18 protein-coding genes are annotated in these 19,612 nt (G+C 70.7%); 12 read left to right on the top strand and 6 right to left on the bottom strand.

The genetic code is table 11. The features are described from left to right. Nucleotides 1-29 precede the first annotated feature (29 nt). From ACN28C_RS15575 to polA, 5 genes are all read left to right on the top strand, one after another. Nucleotides 30-1,013 (top strand): branched-chain amino acid ABC transporter permease, encoded by a 984-nt coding sequence (locus ACN28C_RS15575; protein WP_422774163.1) that lies wholly within the window; start codon nucleotides 30-32, stop codon nucleotides 1,011-1,013. Beyond that, nucleotides 1,010-2,158, top strand: a complete 1,149-nt coding sequence (locus tag ACN28C_RS15580) for a branched-chain amino acid ABC transporter permease (protein WP_422774164.1) — start codon at nucleotides 1,010-1,012, stop codon at nucleotides 2,156-2,158. The genes ACN28C_RS15575 and ACN28C_RS15580 overlap by 4 nt, the downstream gene beginning before the upstream one ends. A 28-nt stretch (nucleotides 2,159-2,186) precedes the next feature. Then, nucleotides 2,187-3,092: an ABC transporter ATP-binding protein gene (locus ACN28C_RS15585; protein WP_422774685.1), complete on the top strand. Its 906-nt coding sequence runs from the start codon at nucleotides 2,187-2,189 to the stop codon at nucleotides 3,090-3,092. After that, a complete protein-coding gene (locus ACN28C_RS15590; protein ID WP_422774165.1) occupies nucleotides 3,082-3,792 on the top strand; it encodes an ABC transporter ATP-binding protein in 711 nt (236 codons plus the stop codon). The genes ACN28C_RS15585 and ACN28C_RS15590 overlap by 11 nt, the downstream gene beginning before the upstream one ends. A gap of 135 nt (nucleotides 3,793-3,927) precedes the next feature. Continuing rightward, entirely contained in the window at nucleotides 3,928-6,615 is a 2,688-nt protein-coding gene (polA, locus tag ACN28C_RS15595) for a DNA polymerase I (protein WP_422774166.1), read from the top strand. A gap of 108 nt (nucleotides 6,616-6,723) precedes the next feature. Here polA and ACN28C_RS15600 read toward each other — a convergent pair whose 3' ends face one another. From ACN28C_RS15600 to ACN28C_RS15615, 4 genes are all read right to left on the bottom strand, one after another. Then, nucleotides 6,724-7,146, bottom strand: coding sequence for a DUF3140 domain-containing protein (locus ACN28C_RS15600; RefSeq protein WP_422774167.1), 423 nt, complete (start codon nucleotides 7,144-7,146; stop codon nucleotides 6,724-6,726). Beyond that, nucleotides 7,139-7,315 carry a DUF2945 domain-containing protein gene (locus ACN28C_RS15605; protein ID WP_422774168.1) on the bottom strand — a complete coding sequence of 59 codons (177 nt, stop codon included), beginning with the start codon at nucleotides 7,313-7,315 and terminating at the stop codon, nucleotides 7,139-7,141. The genes ACN28C_RS15600 and ACN28C_RS15605 overlap by 8 nt, the downstream gene beginning before the upstream one ends. A gap of 108 nt (nucleotides 7,316-7,423) precedes the next feature. Continuing rightward, nucleotides 7,424-8,026: a Uma2 family endonuclease gene (locus ACN28C_RS15610; RefSeq protein ID WP_422774169.1), complete on the bottom strand. Its 603-nt coding sequence runs from the start codon at nucleotides 8,024-8,026 to the stop codon at nucleotides 7,424-7,426. Nucleotides 8,027-8,030: 4 nt separating this feature from the next. Then, complete coding sequence (locus ACN28C_RS15615; RefSeq protein ID WP_422774170.1) at nucleotides 8,031-8,933, bottom strand: class I SAM-dependent methyltransferase; 903 nt, start codon at nucleotides 8,931-8,933, stop codon at nucleotides 8,031-8,033. A gap of 352 nt (nucleotides 8,934-9,285) precedes the next feature. Here ACN28C_RS15615 and rpsA point away from each other — a divergent pair, with 352 nt between their 5' ends. From rpsA to uvrB, 3 genes are all read left to right on the top strand, one after another. Further along, a complete protein-coding gene (gene rpsA, locus ACN28C_RS15620; protein ID WP_422774171.1) occupies nucleotides 9,286-10,794 on the top strand; it encodes a 30S ribosomal protein S1 in 1,509 nt (502 codons plus the stop codon). 200 nt (nucleotides 10,795-10,994) lie between these two features. Then, nucleotides 10,995-12,230 (top strand): dephospho-CoA kinase, encoded by a 1,236-nt coding sequence (coaE, locus tag ACN28C_RS15625; RefSeq protein WP_422774172.1) that lies wholly within the window; start codon nucleotides 10,995-10,997, stop codon nucleotides 12,228-12,230. Between the two features lie 396 nt (nucleotides 12,231-12,626). After that, the gene (gene uvrB / locus ACN28C_RS15630) at nucleotides 12,627-14,738 is read left to right on the top strand and encodes an excinuclease ABC subunit UvrB (protein WP_422774173.1); all 2,112 of its coding nucleotides are present in this window, start codon (nucleotides 12,627-12,629) and stop codon (nucleotides 14,736-14,738) included. Nucleotides 14,739-14,758: 20 nt separating this feature from the next. Here the strand turns inward: uvrB and ACN28C_RS15635 are convergent, their stop codons facing one another. After that, nucleotides 14,759-14,917 carry a hypothetical protein gene (locus ACN28C_RS15635; RefSeq protein ID WP_422774174.1) on the bottom strand — a complete coding sequence of 53 codons (159 nt, stop codon included), beginning with the start codon at nucleotides 14,915-14,917 and terminating at the stop codon, nucleotides 14,759-14,761. Between the two features lie 284 nt (nucleotides 14,918-15,201). On the opposite strand from ACN28C_RS15635, the gene ACN28C_RS15640 reads away from it, so the two are divergent. Then, a complete protein-coding gene (locus ACN28C_RS15640) occupies nucleotides 15,202-16,062 on the top strand; it encodes an STM4013/SEN3800 family hydrolase (RefSeq protein WP_422774175.1) in 861 nt (286 codons plus the stop codon). A 40-nt stretch (nucleotides 16,063-16,102) separates the two neighbouring features. Here the strand turns inward: ACN28C_RS15640 and ACN28C_RS15645 are convergent, their stop codons facing one another. Continuing rightward, complete coding sequence (locus tag ACN28C_RS15645; protein ID WP_422774176.1) at nucleotides 16,103-16,402, bottom strand: antibiotic biosynthesis monooxygenase family protein; 300 nt, start codon at nucleotides 16,400-16,402, stop codon at nucleotides 16,103-16,105. A 109-nt stretch (nucleotides 16,403-16,511) separates the two neighbouring features. Here ACN28C_RS15645 and pnuC point away from each other — a divergent pair, with 109 nt between their 5' ends. The 3 genes from pnuC (at nucleotide 16,512) to ACN28C_RS15660 (ending at nucleotide 19,610) form a co-directional block, all read left to right on the top strand. Continuing rightward, entirely contained in the window at nucleotides 16,512-17,168 is a 657-nt protein-coding gene (gene pnuC / locus ACN28C_RS15650) for a nicotinamide riboside transporter PnuC (protein ID WP_422774177.1), read from the top strand. Between the two features lie 32 nt (nucleotides 17,169-17,200). After that, a complete protein-coding gene (locus ACN28C_RS15655; protein ID WP_422774178.1) occupies nucleotides 17,201-18,316 on the top strand; it encodes an AAA family ATPase in 1,116 nt (371 codons plus the stop codon). A 295-nt stretch (nucleotides 18,317-18,611) separates the two neighbouring features. Further along, the gene (locus ACN28C_RS15660; protein ID WP_422774179.1) at nucleotides 18,612-19,610 is read left to right on the top strand and encodes a TerC family protein; all 999 of its coding nucleotides are present in this window, start codon (nucleotides 18,612-18,614) and stop codon (nucleotides 19,608-19,610) included. Nucleotides 19,611-19,612 lie beyond the last annotated feature (2 nt).

A 19,612-nucleotide genomic window follows, 5' to 3' on the forward strand; every position in this document is an offset into this window, starting at 1 on the left:
CCCGGCCGCGCTCGATGCAAGGAGCCTTTGTGAACTTCGATGAACTATTCGGCCACTTCGGTCAGCACACCGTCGACGGCCTCTCCAAGGGCGCCATCTACGCCCTGATCGCACTCGGCTACACCCTGGTCTACGGCGTACTCCGACTGATCAACTTCGCTCACTCCGAGGTGTTCGTGGTGGGCACCTTCGGGGTCCTCGGTGCCTGGACGGCGTTCGGCCTGCAGGACCGGCCGCCGGTGGGGCAGGTCATCTTCTTCCTGCTGGTCGGGTTGATCGCCGCCGCGATCTTCTCGGGCGGCACCGCGTTGGCGCTGGAACGCGTCGCCTACCGCCCGCTGCGCCGGCGTAACGCACCACCCCTGGTCTTCCTGATCACCGCGATCGGGTTGTCGCTGGTCCTGGTGGAGATCCTCGGCCTGCTGCTGCCCCGGCTCGTCGGCGGTGTCTTCCCCACGCTCTTCGGGCGGGAGCGCCAGATCGTCGGTATGCCGACGCTCATCGAGCAGAAGCCGCTGTTCAGCATCGGCGACACCGCGATCACCAACGTGCAGGCGCTGGTCTTCTTCTCCGCCCTGGTGATGATGGCCGTGCTCGACTGGTTCATCAACCGCACCCGCTACGGCCGCGGCGTGCGGGCGGTGGCCCAGAATCCGGAGACCGCCGCCCTGATGGGGGTCAACCAGGACCGGGTCATCATGCTCATCTTCGTCCTGGGTGGCGTGATGGCGGGTGCCGCCGCGCTGCTCTGGAGCGTCCGCTTCGGCTTCACACAGAGCAGCCTCGGCTTCGTCCTGGGGCTCAAGGCGTTCACCGCGGCGGTGCTCGGCGGGATCGGCAACCTGCGGGGAGCCCTGCTCGGCGGCCTCTTCCTGGGCCTGGTCGAGGTCTACGCCGCGACCCTCTACACCTCGGCCTGGGAGGACGTGGTGGCCTTCGTGGTGCTCATCGTCGTGCTGATGTTCCGGCCGACCGGTCTGCTCGGCGAGTCGCTGGGGAGGGCCCGCGCATGATGGAGAAGCTCCGGGCCGCCGAGGCCCGCCGCCGCGCCACCATCGGCGGGGTGGCCGACCGCTGGAGGGCACTTCCGCTCTGGCAGCGTGCCGTCGGATTCCTTGCGTTCGTCGCCTTCCTCTACTACCTGCCCTACCTGGGCATCCCGGGCCTGACCTGGCTGCGTACCGACTACATCGTCGGTGGCAACAGCTGGGCCGGCGTGCTCTTCACCTGCGCCATCTACGTCCTGGTCGCGATCGGCCTGAACGTGGTGGTGGGGCTGGCCGGCCTGCTCGACCTGGGCTATATCGGGTTCTTCGCGATCGGCGCCTACAGCGTGGCGCTCTTCGGCTCGACGAACTCGCCGGTCGTGCAGTGGTTGCAGCAGAGCTTCGACCTCCCGCAGACCTGGGCGGTGACGTGGGCGGCCTGCATTCCGATCGCCCTCGCGCTCAGCCTGGTCTCCGGGGTGATCCTCGGCTGGCCGACCCTGCGGTTGCGCGGCGACTACCTGGCCATCGTCACGCTCGGCTTCGGCGAGATCATCCGGATCGTCGCCCGTAACCTCACCGAGGTCACCAACGGCGCGGCCGGGATCTCCGCGATCCCCGGTCCGCAGGGCCCACCCGCGGCCGACAACAACATCTTCGGCCTCCAGGACCTCAAGCCCTGGTACTGGCTGGCGATCACCGTCGTGCTGCTGATGGTCTTCGCCGTCCGGCTGCTGGAGAACAGCCGGGTCGGCCGCTCCTGGCTGGCGATCCGGGAGGACGAGGATGCCGCCGCCGTGATGGGGGTGTACCCGTTCAAGTTCAAGCTCTGGGCCTTCGCCATCGGCGCGGCGCTCGGCGGACTCTCCGGGTTCCTCTTCGCCAGCCGGAACGCCTTCATCGACCCCACGCAGTTCAACGCCCAACTCTCGATCCTCTTCGTCGCGATGGTGGTGGTCGGCGGCTCGGGCAACATGGTCGGCGTCGCCTTCGGCGCGGTGCTGTTGGCGTACCTGCCGGAGCGGTTCCGGTTCATCGCCGACTACCGGTGGCTGGCGTTCGGCGTGGCGATGGTGGTGGTGATGGTGCTGCGGCCACAGGGGCTGATCCCGAGCCGCCGGCGCGCCCGCGAGTTGCAGGACCGGGCGAAGGAGGCGAAGGTCAGTGTCTGAGACGACCTCGACAGAACCACGGGATCCGGTGATCCCGAGCCAGCCCGGGCCGCGCAAGCTGCTGCTCGAGATCGACCACGTCGTGCTCCGCTTCGGTGGTGTGGTCGCGCTCAACGATGTCAGCTTCCAGATCTACCAGGGCGAGATCCTGGGTCTGATCGGGCCGAACGGTGCCGGCAAGACCACCTGCTTCAACGTCATGACCGGGGTCTTCAAGCCAACCTCCGGCATGGTGCGGTTCGACGGTGCCCGGGTCAGTGGCCGGAAACCGCCGGAGATCAGCCGGATGGGCATCTCGCGGACCTTCCAGAACATCCGGCTCTTCCCCGAGATGACCGCGCTGGAGAACGTCATGGTCGGGACGGACTCCCGGCACAAGACGAGCGTGCCGGGCGCCCTCTTCCGGCTCTACCGGATGAAGCCCAAGCCGGAGGAACTGCCGCAGGTCACCGCCGAGGGCGGGGCACTGCGGGCGTGGCAGCAGCTACGCCGGAACTGTGCCCAGATCTTCGGGCTCTCCCGGCACATCCTGGAGGAGCGGTCAGCGGTGAAGAAATCGCTGGACCTGCTGGAGTTCGTGGGGATCGAGGGTCGGGCGAACGAGCTGGCCCGGAACCTGCCCTACGGCGACCAGCGCCGCCTGGAGATCGCCCGGGCGCTCGCCACCGAGCCCAAGCTGATCTGTCTGGACGAGCCGGCCGCCGGGTTCAACCCGGCGGAGAAGGAGCAGTTGCTCGCGCTGATCCGGAAGATCCGCGACCGTGGCCACACCGTGCTGCTGATCGAGCACGACATGCGGCTGGTGATGGGCGTGACCGACCGGGTCGTGGTGCTCGAGTTCGGCACCAAGATCGCCGAGGGTACGCCGAGTGAGGTCAGCCGGGACCCGCGGGTGGTCGCCGCCTACCTGGGGGAGCCCGTCGATGCTGCTTGAACTCGAGAACGTCACCGTGGCGTACGGCCGGATCGAGGCCCTGCACGGGATCAGCCTGCACGTCGACGAGGGCGAGGTCGTCGCACTCATCGGCGCCAACGGCGCGGGCAAGACGACCACCATGAGGGCCATCTCCGGGATCCGGGGGCTCTCCGGCGGCGCGATCCGGTTCGCCGGCGAGGACATCAGCCGGCTCCGGGCGGACCTGCGGGTGGGCCGGGGGCTCTGCCAGTCCCCGGAGGGCCGGCAGATCTTCCCCGGCATGAGCGTGCTGGAGAACCTGGACATGGGGGCGTACACCCGGCGGGACGCCGCCGGGATCGCCGCCGACCTGGAGCGGGTCTTCGGGCTGTTCCCCCGGCTGGCCGAGCGGCGCAAGCAGGCCGGCGGCACGCTTTCCGGCGGTGAGCAGCAGATGCTGGCGGTGGGGCGGGCCCTGATGAGCCGGCCGAAGCTGCTGCTGCTGGACGAGCCGTCGATGGGGCTGGCCCCGCTGGTGATCAAGCAGATCTTCGACATCGTGACGGAGATCAATCAGCAGGGCACCACGATTCTGCTGGTGGAGCAGAACGCCCAGCAGGCGCTCTCCCGGGCGCACCGGGGCTACGTGCTGGAGACCGGTCGGATCGTCAAGGAGGGCAGTGGCCAGGAACTCCTGCACGACCCGGCGGTGAAGGAGGCGTACCTCGGGGTCGCCTGAACCCGTGTCGCCAGGCCCCGGTCCGGTTCTCCGGACCGGGGTCCGGCGCGTCCGCAGCGGCCGTCGCACGTCGCGTTGGCGCGGCCGGCCCGGCGGTCGTCGCGCTGTCGGAGGTGCGGACTAGAGTCGCCTATCGTGACAGCCTCCACGCCGCGCCTGCTGCTGCTCGACGGTCATTCGCTCGCATACCGGGCGTTCTTCGCCCTGCCGGTGGAAAACTTCTCCACCACGACCGGGCAGCCGACCAACGCGGTCTACGGCTTCACCTCAATGCTGATCAACGTGCTCCGCGACGAGCACCCCACGCACATCGTGGTGGCCTTCGACGTCTCCCGGCGCTCGTTCCGCACCGAGCGCTACGCCGACTACAAGGCCGGCCGCTCCGAGACACCGGGCGAGTTCGCCGGCCAGGTCAGCCTGGTCAAGGAGGTGCTCGCCGCACTCCGGGTGCCGATGGTGGAGAAGCCGGGTTACGAGGCGGACGACGTGCTCGCCACGCTGGCCTGCCAGGGCCGCGACGCCGGGATGGAGGTGCTGATCTGCACCGGTGACCGGGACGCGTTCCAACTCGTCGACGACCGGATCACCGTGCTCTACCCTCGCAAGGGCGTCTCCGACCTGGCCCGGATGGATCCGGCGGCGGTCACCGCCCGCTACGGGGTCGGCCCGGCGCAATACCGCGACCTGGCGGCGCTGGTCGGCGAGACCAGCGACAACCTCCCCGGTGTGCCGGGAGTGGGCCCGAAGACCGCCGCGAAGTGGATTCTTCAATACGGCGGCGTCGAGGGTGTGATCGCCCGGGCCGACGAGATCAAGGGCAAGGCCGGTGACAGCCTGCGTGAGCGGCTCGCCGACGTGATCCGCAACTACGAGATCAACTACCTGGTCGCCGATCTCGAGCTGCCGCTGCGGGCCGAGGAGACCCGCTGGCCGGGGTGGGACCGCGAGGCGGTGCACCAGGTCTTCGACGCCCTGGAGTTCCGAATCCTCCGCGACCGCCTCTACCAATACCTCGACGCGGTGGAGCCGGAGGCCGAGGCCGGGTTCGACCTGGCCGGCAAGCCCCTGGGGCCCGGCGAGGTGACCGGCTGGCTGGCCGAACACACCCCGCCCGGCGCGCCGGTCGGGGTCGCGGTCGCCGGCTCGTTCGGCCGGGGTACCGGCTCGTTGACCGGTGTCGCGTTGGCCACCGCGGCCGGGGCCGCCGGTTGGTTCGACCCGGCCGGGCTGGAACCGGCCGACGAGGCCGCGGTGGCCGGCTGGCTCGCCGATCCGGAGCGGCCCAAGGTGCTGCACGACAGCAAGCCGGCGCTGCTGGCGTTCGCCGCGCACGGCTGGGCGCTGCGCGGGGTGGCCCGGGACACCGCGCTCGCCGCCTACCTCGTCCGGCCCGACCAGCGCTCCTACGACCTGACCGACCTCGCCCTGCGCTACCTGCACCGGGAGCTGAAGGTCGACGCACCGGAGACCGGCCAGCTCACCCTCGCCGGGTTGGGCAACGACGGCGAGGTCGAACAGAACCTCATGCTCCGGGCCCGGGCCACCCTCGACCTCGCCGAGGCGCTCGACACCGAGCTGGCCCGGGGCGGCGAGCAGTCCGCCGGGCTGCTCCGCGAGGTCGAGCAGCCGCTGGTCGAGGTGCTGGCCGCGATGGAGCAGACCGGCGTCGCCGCCGACACCGACTACCTGTCGGAGTTGGAGGCACACTTCGCCGGCGAGGTGAAGGCGGTGGCCCAGGCGGCGTACGGGGTGGTCGGCCGGGAGTTCAACCTCGGCTCGCCCAAGCAGTTGCAGGAGATCCTCTTCACCGAGCTGGGCCTCCCCAAGACCAAGAAGATCAAGACCGGATACACCACCGACGCCGACGCCCTGCAGTGGCTCTACGCGCAGCAGCCGCACCCGTTGCTGGAGCACCTGCTCCGGCACCGGGACGTCGCCCGGCTCAAGTCCACCGTCGACGGCCTGCTCAAGTCGGTCTCCGACGACGCGCGGATCCACACCACCTTCCACCAGACGGTGGCGGCCACCGGCCGGCTCTCCTCGACCGATCCCAACCTGCAGAACATCCCGATCCGCACCGAGGAGGGGCGCCGGATCCGCCGCGCCTTCGTGGTCGGTCCGGGCTACGACTGCCTGCTCACCGCCGACTACAGCCAGATCGAGATGCGGATCATGGCGCATCTCTCCGGCGATGCCGCGCTGATCGAGGCGTTCAACTCCGGGGCCGACTTCCACGCCGCCACCGCCTCCTCGGTCTTCGCCGTTCCGGTGGCCGAGGTCACCCCGGACCAGCGGCGCAAGATCAAGGCGATGAACTACGGACTTGCGTACGGGCTCAGCGCGTTCGGTCTCGGCCAGCAGCTCGGCATCGCCGCCGACGAGGCCCGGGCCCTGATGGAGGAATACTTCAGCCGCTTCGGCGGTGTCCGCGACTACCTCCAGTCGGTGGTGCGCAGGGCGGTCAAGGACGGCTACACCGAGACGATCCTCGGCCGCCGCCGCTACCTGCCCGACCTGGTCAGCGACAACCGGCAGCGGCGGGAGATGGCTGAGCGGATGGCGCTGAACGCCCCGATCCAGGGCTCGGCTGCCGACATCATCAAGGTGGCGATGCTGCACGTCGACACCGCGCTGCGCGGTGCCGACCTGCGCTCCCGGATGCTGCTCCAGGTGCACGACGAACTCGTCTTCGAGGTGGCGCCCGGCGAGCGGACGGACGTCGAAGCACTGGTCCGGCGCGAGATGGGCGGCGCCCACCCGCTGGCCGTGCCGCTGGAGGTCTCCGTCGGTGTCGGCTCCGACTGGAACAGCGCCGACCACTGACACCGCACGGGGCTGCTGGTCCGGATCGGCTGCTGGCCACACCGGCTGCCACGGGACGCGGGACCTACACCGGCGACGTCGAGCCCGAGGTCGCCGTGGCGGGAGTCGTTAACGGCGGTTGCGGCCCGACGAGCGCTCGGCGGCCCGGTGCCGCTGCTGCGCCTTGCGGGACGGTCCGCCCACCGCGGGCAGGGGTGCCTTCATCGGGTCGTGGCCCCAGTTCATGAGCGAAAAGCGCCACCTGGTGTTCCGTACGTCGCCGGCCGGTCGCTGGGCCATGTGCCGGCGGACGTACCCGATCACCTTGCGCATGTGCGCCAGGTCGCGCTCGGTGAACTGGTTGGTCCGCTTGCGCAGCAGGTCGACGATTCGCCGGCCGGACTCGTGCCCGACGGACTCGCCGCGCCCCTTGCGCCAGCCGGCCGCCTTCGAGTCATCGCTGGCCAGCCACTTGTCCAGCTCGCCCGGGTTCATGTTGACGGCGTCGCGGAACTCCCGGACGGTGTCCCGGCCGTCCTCCCGGCTACTCATCGAAGAGTGCCTCCGGCTTGTGCACCGCGTCCCGACCCTCGTCGGTACGGACCCGGTACTGCGGGTCCTCCTTCGACGCGGCGACCGTGCGCTTCGCGGCGTGTGTCCGTTCGGTGATCTCCTCCTGGACGGTGCCGTGCGCGCGGGAGCCGTGACTGCGCCAGCTCACCCGGTCGCCCTTTCGTAGCTTTCTCCGCTCCGGCATACCGCGGTCTACCCGGCGACCAGGGTCGGTAACCACCAGCGCGGGCCTGCCCTGGACCGGGCGGATCCGGACTTACGGGGTGATGTCGGCGATCGGCAGCGTGACCGAAAAGGGCTGGGTCAGCTCCAGCACGTCGGCGGCCTCGGCGAGCAGTTCGTACTCCCGGTTGCCGCTCCGGCCGGGCCGGTCGGCGAGGCGGTACGCGTACACCCGGACGGGGTCCTGCTCCACCCGCCAGTAGCCGGGGATGCCGGCGGCGGCGTACTCGGCGGGCTTGCTGAACCGGTCGGTGCGGCGGGTGCCGGGCGAGACGACCTCGACGGCGAGCACCACCTCGTGCGGAAGCAGGAAGTGCCGGTCGGCCGGCACCTCCGCCCGGTAGACCAGCACGTCCGGCTCCCGGGTGAAGTCGGTGCCCAGGGCCACCCCGACGGCCTGGGCGACCCGCAGGTGCTCCGGTGCGTGTCGGGTGAGCCAGCGCCAGAGCAGGCTTGCGATGTGCTGATGGCCCAGGGTGGGGGAGGGGACCACGTGGATGACCCCGTCGACGAGTTCGACCCGGGGGGCGTCCGGCGGCAGGTGCAGCAGGTCTTCCAGCGTGTAGCCGGCCTGGCGCTGCCGGACCGGGTCCGGCTGCCACGGCCCGGGCGTCTCGGATACCGGCTCGGCGCTCACCAGGTCAGCATACTGAGCCGGACCGATGCCGGGCGGACCCGTCGTCCGGTTTGTCGCTGACCGGGTCCGGCTTGTCGCAGACGAAGATGGCGGTGCCGGGGAAGAGTCGGCCGCGCAGCGGGCTCCACTGCCCCCAGACCTGCTCGTGCCCGTCCGGCCACTCCGGCTCCACCACGTCGCGCAGCACGAAACCGGCACCGACGATCTCGCGAACCCGGTCGCCGAGGGTGCGGTGCTGCTCGACGTAGCTGGGGGTACCGGCCTCGTCCTGCTCCACGTAGGGGCGGCGGTCGAAGTAGGAGTGCACGGCGGTCAGTCCGCCCTCGCCCGGGTCGTCCAGAAAGATCCACCGCATGGGATGGGTGACCGAGAACACCCAACGGCCACCGGGGCGGAGCACCCGGAAGACCTCGCGGAGCGCCGCCGCCGAGTCGGCCACGAACGGGATCGCGCCGAACGCGGTGGCGACGATGTCGAAGCTGCCGGCCCGGAACGGCAGGGCGAGGGCGTCGGCCTGGACCAGCGGCAGGCGTACCCCGGAGCTGACGGCGCCGCGCGCGGCGTGCCGCAACATCCCGGCGGAGAGGTCCAGCCCGACCGGTCGGGCCCCCTCGGTCGCCAGCCAGCGGGCCGCCGAGGCGGCGCCGCAGCCGAGTTCGAGGACCCGCCGGCCGGGCAGCTCGCCGAGCAGCCGGGCGTCGACCTCGCGCAGCCCCTCCGGACACCAGACGAAGTCGACGTCACCGAGGAAGGCGCCGTGTTCGGCCTGGTAGTCGTCGGCGTCCGCGTCCCACCATCGACGGCTGGCCCACCGGCTCTCCGCGTCGCCGACCCGGCGCCGGAGCACACCGGGCGGCTCGTCGACGAGGGCGGGCGGGGCGGCGTCGGGCAGGCTGTTCTCGGGCACTCCGCCACGCTAGTGTGCCGGCCGGGCGGCCATGCCAATGCCCGGCCGGATGTCACGCGAGTGGCGGGGTCGGGCGGAGGTGGGTCGCCGCGCGGAGTTCTTCCCGAGCAGTGGACTGCGGATCTCATCCCGTGCGGGGAGGGCTTGCATGCTGTGGTAATGCGCACGGTAAGCTGTTCGATGCGCTCGCGGATCGTGTGCCTCGGCAGGGAGAAGGTCCGCGGTCGTCGGGAGACACTCTAGCGATCGGAGCAGCGATCGCCCGGTGTGTCCGGCGACGGATCCGCAGGCGTAAAGGGTCACCGCGACACGAACCTGCTGTGACATCCATCCGACCGGAGCAACCGCCCACATGACGAGCAGCATCGAGGCCCCCTCGAGCGCCACCAAGGTCACCGTCGACGACCTCGGTTCCGAGGAAGCTTTCCTCGCCGCGATCGACGAGACCATCAAGTACTTCAACGACGGCGACATTGTCGAAGGCACCGTCGTCAAGGTCGATCGGGACGAGGTCCTGCTCGACATCGGCTACAAGACCGAGGGCGTCATCCCCTCGCGCGAGTTGTCGATCAAGCACGACGTCGACCCCGCCGAGGTGGTGTCGGTCGGGGATCACATCGAGGCCCTGGTCCTCCAGAAGGAGGACAAGGAGGGGCGCCTGATCCTCTCGAAGAAGCGGGCCCAGTACGAGCGCGCCTGGGGCACGATCGAGAAGATCAAGGACGAGGACGGCGTCGTCCGCGGCTCCGTCATCGAGGTGGTCAAGGGCGGCCTCATCCTCGACATCGGGCTGCGCGGCTTCCTGCCCGCCTCCCTGGTCGAGATGCGTCGGGTGCGGGATCTCCAGCCGTACGTCGGTCGCGAGCTCGAAGCCAAGATCATCGAGCTGGACAAGAACCGCAACAACGTGGTGCTGTCCCGCCGGGCCTGGCTGGAGCAGACCCAGTCCGAGGTGCGCACCGAGTTCCTCAACAAGCTGCAGAAGGGCCAGGTCCGCAAGGGCGTCGTCTCCTCGATCGTCAACTTCGGCGCCTTCGTCGACCTCGGCGGCGTGGACGGTCTGGTGCACGTCTCCGAGCTCTCCTGGAAGCACATCGACCACCCGTCCGAGGTCGTCGAGGTCGGCCAGGAGGTCGAGGTCGAGGTGCTCGACGTCGACCTCGACCGCGAGCGGGTCTCCCTGTCGCTGAAGGCGACCCAGGAGGACCCGTGGCGCCAGTTCGCCCGGACCCACGCGATCCAGCAGATCGTGCCGGGTAAGGTCACCAAGCTGGTGCCGTTCGGTGCGTTCGTCCGGGTCGACGACGGCATCGAGGGTCTGGTGCACATCTCCGAGCTGGCCGAGCGCCACGTGGAGATTCCGGAGCAGGTCGTCCAGGTCGGCTCGGACGTCATGGTCAAGGTCATCGACATCGACCTCGAGCGTCGGCGGATCTCGCTTTCGCTCAAGCAGGCCAACGAGGGCTTCGTCGAGGGCGAGGAGCACTTCGACCCGACCCTCTACGGCATGACCGCGACCTACGACAACGAGGGCAACTACATCTACCCCGAGGGCTTCGACCCGGAGACCGGGGAGTGGCTCGAGGGCTTCGACAAGCAGCGGGAAGCCTGGGAGCAGCAGTACGCCGAGGCGCGCACCCGATGGGAGGCGCACACCAAGCAGGTGCAGAGCTCCCGCGCTGCCGACGCCGAGGCGGCTGCCAACCCGGCCGCTGCGACCGGTGGCCCCAGCGCTGGTGGCGGCACCACCACCTCTGCCAGCACCGCTCCGGCGCGCCAGGCAGAGGAGCCGTCCGGCACGCTCGCCACCGACGAGGCGCTCGCCGCGCTGCGGGAGAAGCTCGCCGGCGGCGGCAAATAGCCCAGCCGGGTCAGTGACCCGGTAGGCCGGTCGCCCGGCCTACGCATCTGCGGGCCCGCTTCCCAGATCCGGTGCGAACCGGGTCCGGGGAGCGGGCCTTCCGCTTGTCCGGGCGGCCCCTCTCCGTGCCGCATACCGTCCCTTCGGCCGAGCGAACCCCTCCCTGTCCGGTCCGGGCGCCGATCGGGTTGACTGGTCCGGTGTTGAAGGTCGGACTCACCGGTGGGATCGGCTCGGGCAAGAGCGTCGTCGCCGCCCGGCTGGCCAGCCTCGGTGCCGTGGTCGTCGACTCCGACCGGATCGCCCGCGAGGTGGTGGAGCCGGGCACGGACGGGCTGCGGGAGGTGGTGGCCGCCTTCGGACAGCGGGTCTGCGGGCCGGACGGCAGACTGGACCGGGCCGCGCTCGGCGAGATCGTCTTCGCCGACCCGGCCGCGCGGACCCGGCTGGAGGCGATCGTCCACCCTCGGGTACGCCGGCGCAGCGCCGAACTGATGACCGGGGCGGCACCGGACGCGGTCGTGGTCAATGACGTACCGCTGCTGGTGGAGGTGGGGCTCGCGCCGACGTACCACCTGGTGCTGGTGGTGCGGGCGGCCGAGGCGACCCGGGTCGAGCGGCTGGTCCGGACCCGGGGGATGACCGCCGAGCAGGCGGCCCAGCGGATTCGGGCCCAGGCCGGCGACGAGCGGCGCTCGGCCGCCGCCGACGTGTTGCTGGACAACGACGGCGACCTCGCCGAGCTGCACGCGGCGCTGGACGCGCTGTGGCGGGAGAGGCTGACGCCGTACGAACGGAACCTCCGCGAGCGGCGGGCGGTACGGGCGGCCGGCGAGGTACGCCTTGCCGAACCCGATCCGGACTGGCCGCTCCAGTACCGGCGGCTCGCCGCCCGGATCCGGCACGCCGTCGGGTCCGGCGAACTCCGCCTCGACCACGTCGGGTCGACCGCCGTGCCCGGACTGCCCGCCAAGGATGTCATCGACATGCAGTTGGGAGTCCCGTCGCTGGCCGAGGCGGATGCGCTGGCCGACCGGCTGGCCGACGCCGGGTTTCCCCGCTGCCCGGGGCAGTGGTGGGACAACGCCCGCCATCCCGGTGGCGCCGCCCGCTGGGAGAAGCGGCTGCACGGCAGTGCGGATCCGGGCCGGCTGGTCAACCTGCACGTCCGGGAGATCGGCTCGCCCGGCTGGCGGTACGCCCTGCTGATGCGGGACCACCTGCGCGCCGACCCGGAGCGCCGGGCCGCCTACCGTGCTCTCAAGCGACGGCTGGCGGCGGCGGGCCCGGAGATCGACGCCTACGCCGACGCGAAGGAGCCGTGGTTCGACCTGGAGCACCGCCACGCCGAGGAATGGGCGACGGCCGCCGGCTGGCGGCCGGCACCCCCCGAGGAAGCGACGCCGTGGGGCGGGGACGCGGATCCGACGGCGTAGCAGGACCGGCCAGGAAGCGCTGGGGCAGGACCGGCCAGGAACGCGGTGTAGCAGGCCCCGGGGGAAGGGCATGGGCGGACGGACCAGGGAGGGCGCGGGCACGGACGACCGGGGGAGGGCGGTGACGGGCCAGCAAGGGGCGCTCGCGGCGGCCGGTCTGCGCTCTGCGCGACCGCATCGGTGCGCTCGCCGGCCTGAGCCGGGGCTGCAACCCCTGCGCCGGATGCGACCCCCGCCGGTGTGGCGGCTGGTGTCGCAGACCCGGTCGGCCGCCGCGAGCGGCCTACCCTAGAACGGTAGCGCGGTGATCTTTGCCACACAATGACCATATTGAAGCCGATCGTGTACCCACCGTGGCGCGGCCGTGTGTCACACCGTCGGCGTACGGTTGAGGTCATGGCGCTCGACATTCCGCGGCTCGACGGCCGCTTCCAGGTGGTCTCCGATTTTCAGCCCTCGGGCGACCAGCCGACCGCCATCGACGACCTGGAGCGTCGGGTGCGCCGGGGTGAGCGGCACAGCGTGCTGCTCGGCGCCACCGGCACGGGCAAGAGCGCGACGGCGGCCTGGCTGATCGAGCGGCTGCAGCGCCCGACCCTGGTCCTGGCGCCCAACAAGACCCTCTGCGCCCAGCTCGCCAAGGAGTTCAGCGAGCTGCTGCCGCACAACGCCGTCGAATACTTCGTCTCCTACTACGACTACTACCAGCCCGAGGCGTACATCCCGCAGACCGACACCTACATCGAGAAGGACTCCTCGATCAACGAGGAGGTCGAGCGGCTGCGGCACGCCACCACGATGTCCCTGCTGACCCGCCGGGACGTGGTGGTCGTCGCCACGGTCTCGGCGATCTACGGCCTGGGCACCCCACAGGAATACCTGGACCGGTCGGTGCGGATCCAGGTCGGCCAGGAGGTCGAGCGGGACAAGCTGCTCCGGCGGCTCGTCGACGTGCAGTACACCCGCAACGACATGGCCTTCAACCGCGGCACCTTCCGGGTCCGTGGCGACACGCTGGAGATCATCCCGGCGTACGAGGAGCTGGCCCTGCGGATCGAGTTCTTCGGCGACGAGGTGGAGAAGCTCTACTACCTGCACCCCCTGACCGGCGAGGTGGTGCGGGAGGTCGACCACCTGCTGATCTTCCCGGCCACCCACTACACCGCCGGCCCCGAGCGGATGGAGCGGGCGCTCGCCGGCATCGAGGCCGAGCTGGCCGAGCGGCTGGCCGAGCTGGAGCGGCAGGGCAAGCTGCTGGAGGCGCAGCGGCTGCGGATGCGCACCAGCTACGACGTGGAGATGATGCGCCAGGTCGGCTTCTGCTCCGGCATCGAGAACTACTCGATGCACATCGACGGCCGGTCGCCCGGCAGCGCGCCGCACTGCCTCCTCGACTACTTCCCCGACGACTACCTGACCGTCATCGACGAGTCGCACGTCACGATCCCGCAGATCGGCGGGATGTACGAGGGCGACGCCTCCCGCAAGCGGATGCTTATCGACCACGGCTTCCGGCTGCCCAGCGCCGCCGACAACCGGCCGTTGCGCTTCGACGAGTTCCTGGAGCGGGTCGGTCAGATGGTCTTCCTCTCCGCCACCCCCGGCCCGTGGGAGCTGGAGCAGGCCCAGGGCGAGGTGGTCGAGCAGGTGATCCGGCCGACCGGCCTGGTCGACCCCGAGGTGGTGGTCAAGCCCACCAAGGGGCAGATCGACGACCTGATGCACGAGATCAAGCTGCGCACCGAGCGGGACGAGCGGGTGCTGGTCACCACGCTGACCAAGAAGATGGCCGAGGACCTCTCCGACTACCTGCTGGAGCACGGCATCCGGGTCCGCTACCTGCACTCCGAGGTCGACACGCTGCGCCGGGTGGAACTGCTGCGCGAGCTGCGCAAGGGCGACTACGACGTTCTCGTCGGGATCAACCTGCTCCGCGAGGGGCTGGACCTGCCCGAGGTGTCGCTGGTGGCGATCCTCGACGCCGACAAGGAGGGCTTCCTGCGCAGCGGCCGGTCGCTGATCCAGACCATCGGGCGGGCCGCCCGGAACGTCTCCGGCCAGGTGCACATGTACGCCGACAAGATGACCCCGTCGATGGCCGAGGCGATCGAGGAGACCAACCGGCGCCGGGCCAAGCAGGTGGCGCACAACGAGGCACACGGGATCAGCCCGGAGCCGCTGCGTAAGAAGATCCACGACATCCTCGACGACATCTACCGGGAGGCCGAGGACACCGAGGGGACCACCACCCGGGTCGGCGGCGCGGTCCGGCAGATGTCCCGGGGCAAGGCGCCGGTCAAGGAGACCCGCAGCCGGGGCCGGGTCGGTGCCGCACCGGCCCGGGAGGGGATGGCCCGGGCCGAGCTGGCCCAGCTCATCCAGGAGCTCAACGAGCAGATGCTCGCCGCCGCCCGGGAGCTGCAGTTCGAGCTCGCCGCCCGGATCCGGGACGAGGTCTCCGAGCTGAAGAAGGAACTGCGCGGCATGGACGCGGCCGGGGTCAACTGATCCCGGCCGGGGGCCGGAGTTCAGGCGTACCGGTCGGAGCCGCCCGCGGAATCGTGACCCTGGCCGGTGGTCCGGCGCCCGTCCGGCGAGCAGAGAAACCCGACCAGCCGGGCGGCCGCGCCGGGTCTACCCCATTCGCCGCCGGGAAAGAGCTGCCCGAGCGCGACCCGTCGCTCCATTCCGCAGAGTCGACCGCATCCACCCGGTCCAGGTCAGCAGGATTCCTTTCCCGCCCGCGTCCCGGCGCGCCGGCCGTCCGTCGCATCTCGACCGATCGCGGTGCCTCTGCCGATGCCGGGTGGTACGTGACCGTCGACGCGTGACTGGCATGATCGACGGATGGCCGGCCGTGCCCCGCAGGCGGTCGCCGGCACGCGGACAACGGTTCCGGCTGCGGACGACCCGGCAGAGGGGCCCGGGTGAGCGGATGTCGGTGCCAGCGGGCAGCATGGAGGCCGCAGACGTGACCGAGAGGTGGGAGGGTGGCATGAAGGAGCTGATCGGCAGCCACGACCTGTTGTTCGTCACCCTGGACACACTCCGCTACGACGTGGCCGCCGAGTTGGCCGACTCCGGGCGTACGCCGAATCTGGTCCGCGCCCTGCCCGGCGGCGTCTGGGAGCGGCGGCACAGCCCGGCGAGCTTCACCTACGCGGCACACCAGGCGTTCTTCGCCGGCTTCCTGCCCACACCCACCGCGCCCGGTCCACACCCCCGGCTCTTCGCCGCCGCCTCGCCGGGCAGCGAAACCACCGGCGAGCAGACCTGGACCTTCGACGCCCCGGACGTGGTACGCGGGCTCGGCGCGGCCGGCTACCACACCGTCTGCGTCGGCGGCGTCGGCTTCTTCAACGGGCGGTCGCCGCTCGGCGGCGTGCTGCCGGCGCTCTTCGCCGAGGCGCATTGGGAGCCCGAGTTCGGGGTCTCCGCTCCGCGGTGCTTCGAGGCGCAGCTCGACCGGATCGCCACGGTGCTGCCCACGGTGCCGGAGGACCGGCCGCTCTTCCTCTTCGTCAACGTCGCCGCCATCCACCAGCCGAACCGGCACTACCTGCCGGGTGCCGACCGGGACAGCCGGGAGAGTCACGCCGCCGCGCTGGAGTACGTCGACCGGCACATCGGCCGGCTCTTCGCGCTGGCCACCTCGCGGGACCGGCCCTGCCTGGTGCTGCTCTGCTCCGACCACGGCACCGCGTACGGCGAGGAGGGGCAGAGCGGTCACCGGCTCGGCCACGAGGTGGTGTGGACCGTCCCGTACGGACAGTTCGTCCTCGAACCCGGTGACTGGGGCAAGCCCGGCGACTGGCCCGGCACCGACGGCTGACCCCTGCCCGGCACCGTCGGTGAGGCCGGGCCGTGGTCGGTCAGGCTGGCGGCGGTATGTCGGTGAAGTGCTCGACGACCGGCGGCGCGGCGAAGTACGGGCCGATCAGTGAACGCCACGTGGTGAACCGCTCGGTGGCCCGGAAGTTCTCCAGATGCGCCTCGATGGAGTCCCACTCCACCAGCAGCACGAACCGGGACGGTGACTCGACTCCCCGGGTCATCCGGATCGACCGGCAGCCCGGTGTGCCGGCCAGCGTGGCGTGTCCCTTGGCGTACGCCTCGGCGAACGCCTCCTCCTGACCGGCCACCACGTCGATCAGCGCAACCTCCAGCACCATGCGGGGAGCATGGCACGGACCGGTCCGGGCTGGTCGATCGGGGTATACCCGTCCCGCCCGCCGATACCTACGGTAGGAACTCCGGAGGATCTTGCGGAAGGTGCCGCCCATGCTCGACTGGCTGACCGGTACGGCGTTCACCGTGGCGGGTACGCCGACCAGCCGTGCCGAACTGCTCGGCTTCGCGACCGGCGTGCTCAACGTCTGGCTGCTGGCCCGGCAGAAGATGTGGAACTGGCCGATCGGCATCGCCAACGTGCTGTTGCTGATGGTGCTCTTCTGGACCGCGGGTCTCTACGCGGACGCCGGACTCCAGATCGTCTACGTCGGGCTCGGTCTCTACGGCTGGTGGGCGTGGCTCTTCGGCGGTGAGCAGCGCAGCCGGCTGGTGGTGGCCCGCACCGGCCGTCGGGAGTGGATGGTGCTGGTCACCGCCGGCGCGGCACTGACCCTGCTGCTCTGGCTGCTGCTGGACCGGGCGACCGACTCCACCGTGCCCTTCCCGGACGCGGTGACCACCGCCCTGTCGCTGATGGCGACCTACGGCCAGTGCCGCAAGCGGGTGGAGAGCTGGTGGATCTGGATCACCGCGGACCTCGTCTACATCCCGCTCTACGCCTACAAGGGGCTCTATCTCACCGGCGCGCTGTACATCGTCTTCCTCGGGCTCTGCGTCTTCGGGTTGCGGAACTGGCGGGCCGACCTGCGCCGGCTCTCGGCCGCCGCCCGTCCGGTCGCGCCGGGCCCGGCGCCCGCCACTCCGTGACGGGGCAGCGCTCCGGGCACGTTCCGGCCGCCGTGCCGAGGCAGGGCTCCGGAGGCGTTCCGGGGGCAGCCCCGGACCGGCGGCCGGAGTTCGGGCACGGGCTGGTGGTGGGCAAGTTCTATCCGCCGCACGCCGGGCACCACGCGCTGATCACCGAGGCGGCCCGCCGGTGCGCCGCCGTCACCGTGGTGGTGGCGCCGTCCCGCCGGGAGTCGATCCCGCTGCCGCTGCGGCTGGAGTGGTTGCGTGAGCTGCACGCGACGGAGCCGCACGTCCGGTTCGTCGGTCGCTACGACGACCATCCGATCGACTACACCGATCCGGCGGTCTGGGAGGCGCACTGTGCGGTGTTCCGGGCGGCGATCGGAGACGACCGGGTGGACGCCGTCTTCTCCTCGGAGGCGTACGGCGCCGAGCTGGCCCGCCGGTTCGGCGCGGTGGACGTCTGCGTCGATCCCTCCCGGGTGGCGGTGCCGGTCTCCGGTACGGCGGTGCGGGCCGATCCGGTGCAGCACTGGGCGATGCTCGGCCCGCCGGTCCGGGCCTGGTTCGTCCGCCGGGTCGTCGTGGTGGGCGCCGAGTCCACCGGGACGACCACGGTGGCGCGGGCGCTGGCCGGGCACTACCGGACCCGCTGGGTTCCGGAGTACGGCCGGGAGCTGACCGCCGCGAAGCTGGCCCGGCTGCGGCGTACCGAGCCGGAGGCGACGATCTTCGACGTGCGGTGGGATCGGGCGGACTTCGAGGCGGTGGTCCGGGAGCAGCAGGCGGCCGAGGACGCGGCCGCCCGGCGCAGCGGTCCGCTGCTGTTCTGCGACACCGATGCGCGGGCCACCGCGGTCTGGGAGGAGCGTTACCTCGGCTCGTCCTCGCCGCGGGTCCGGGCGGCCGCCCGCCGGCCCGACCTCTATCTGCTGACCGACCACCGGGGGGTGCCGTTCAGCGACGACGGGCTACGGGACGGCGCACACCTGCGGGGGTGGATGACCGAGCGGTTCCGGGAGGTGCTGGCCGACTCCGGGGTGCCAGTGATCGAACTCACCGGCCCGTTGCCGGACCGGCTCGGCACGGCGGTGCGGGCGTGTGACGAGGTGCTTGCGGCGGGTTGGTCCCTCGCCGACCCGATATCGCCTCGGCACAGTACCTAGGTTCCTAGGATGAAGTACGCCGAGTTGCCGGCATCGCCTCCGGTGGGGGGAGATGCGCAACCGGCGGGGAATAGTGAACAATGGCGTCGTAGGAGGGGAGTATTCCTTCGCGACGGTGTCGTCAACACGGTCGTCGGCCGGCCCAACCGGCCAGCGGACCCGGCACCGTAGGTTGTCGTCGCAGCGGCTCGCACGGCGGTGGCGGAAGAGACCTCCGACAGTCACCATCGTCTACACCGCCTGAGGCGCGTCCTGCGTGCCGACGGCGGTGCCGCGTGCCTGCCGGAGGAGAGCATTGAACGTGTCCGCCTGGGTTTGGGTCATCTCACTGGTCGTGTTGATGGCGATCCTGGTCCTCGATCTCGTGATCATCGGCCGACGGCCGCACGAGCCGAGTCTGCGGGAGTCGGGTCTCTGGGTCACCTTCTACGTCGGCCTGGCCCTGATCTTCGGGGTCGGCCTGGCCCTGACCACCAACTTCACCGTCGCCGGGGAGTTCTACACCGGTTGGCTCACCGAGTACAGCCTCTCGGTGGACAACCTCTTCGTCTTCGTGATCATCATGTCCCGGTTCGGGGTGCCCCGGCAGTACCAGCAGAAGGTGCTGCTGATCGGCATCGTGCTGGCGCTGGTGATGCGCGGCGGCTTCATCGCGGCCGGCGCAGCCCTGATCAACCAGTTCTCGTGGGTCTTCTACATCTTCGGCGCCTTCCTGATCTACACGGCGATCAACTTCTTCCGGCAGGGTGAGCCGACCGAGGACGACTTCAAGGAGAACGTGCTGATCCGGTGGAGCCGGCGCGCCCTGCCGGTCTCCCGGGACTTCTCCGGCAGCCGACTCACCGTGCACGAGAACGGTCGCCGGCTCTTCACGCCGATGTTGATCGTGCTGATCGCGATCGGCACCACCGACCTGGTCTTCGCGCTCGACTCGATTCCGGCGATCTTCGGGATCACCCAGGAGCCGTACCTGGTCTTCACCGCCAACGTCTTCGCGCTGATGGGGCTGCGCCAGCTCTACTTCCTGCTCGGCGGGCTGCTCGACCGGCTCGTCTATCTCAACATCGGGCTCGCGGTGGTGCTCGGCTTCATCGGCGTCAAGCTGGTGCTGGAGGCGCTGGCCGGCAACAACCTGCCGTTCCTCAACGGTGGCGAGCCGATCGGTTGGGCTCCGCACATCCCGATCTGGCTCTCCCTCACCGTCATTCTCGGCACGCTGGCGATCGCCACGGTCGCCAGCCTGATCAAGTCCAGTCGCGACAACCGGTCGGGCGACAAGCTGCCGGTCGCCTGACC

The organism is Plantactinospora sp. WMMC1484, from assembly GCF_049315195.1.
GTDB lineage: Bacteria > Actinomycetota > Actinomycetes > Mycobacteriales > Micromonosporaceae > Plantactinospora.

What these genes read in the sequence shown, in the direction of transcription:
- ACN28C_RS15600 (WP_422774167.1), bottom strand. Translation starts at nt 7,146, where the DNA reads ATGAGTAGCCGGGAGGACGGCCGGGACACCGTCCGGGAGTTCCGCGAC.
- ACN28C_RS15645 (WP_422774176.1), bottom strand. Translation starts at nt 16,402, where the DNA reads ATGGTGCTGGAGGTTGCGCTGATCGACGTGGTGGCCGGTCAGGAGGAG.
- ACN28C_RS15590 (WP_422774165.1), top strand. Translation starts at nt 3,082, where the DNA reads ATGCTGCTTGAACTCGAGAACGTCACCGTGGCGTACGGCCGGATCGAG.
- pnuC (WP_422774177.1), top strand. Translation starts at nt 16,512, where the DNA reads ATGCTCGACTGGCTGACCGGTACGGCGTTCACCGTGGCGGGTACGCCG.
- ACN28C_RS15580 (WP_422774164.1), top strand. Translation starts at nt 1,010, where the DNA reads ATGATGGAGAAGCTCCGGGCCGCCGAGGCCCGCCGCCGCGCCACCATC.
- rpsA (WP_422774171.1), top strand. Translation starts at nt 9,286, where the DNA reads ATGACGAGCAGCATCGAGGCCCCCTCGAGCGCCACCAAGGTCACCGTC.
- ACN28C_RS15635 (WP_422774174.1), bottom strand. Translation starts at nt 14,917, where the DNA reads ATGGAGCGACGGGTCGCGCTCGGGCAGCTCTTTCCCGGCGGCGAATGG.
- uvrB (WP_422774173.1), top strand. Translation starts at nt 12,627, where the DNA reads ATGGCGCTCGACATTCCGCGGCTCGACGGCCGCTTCCAGGTGGTCTCC.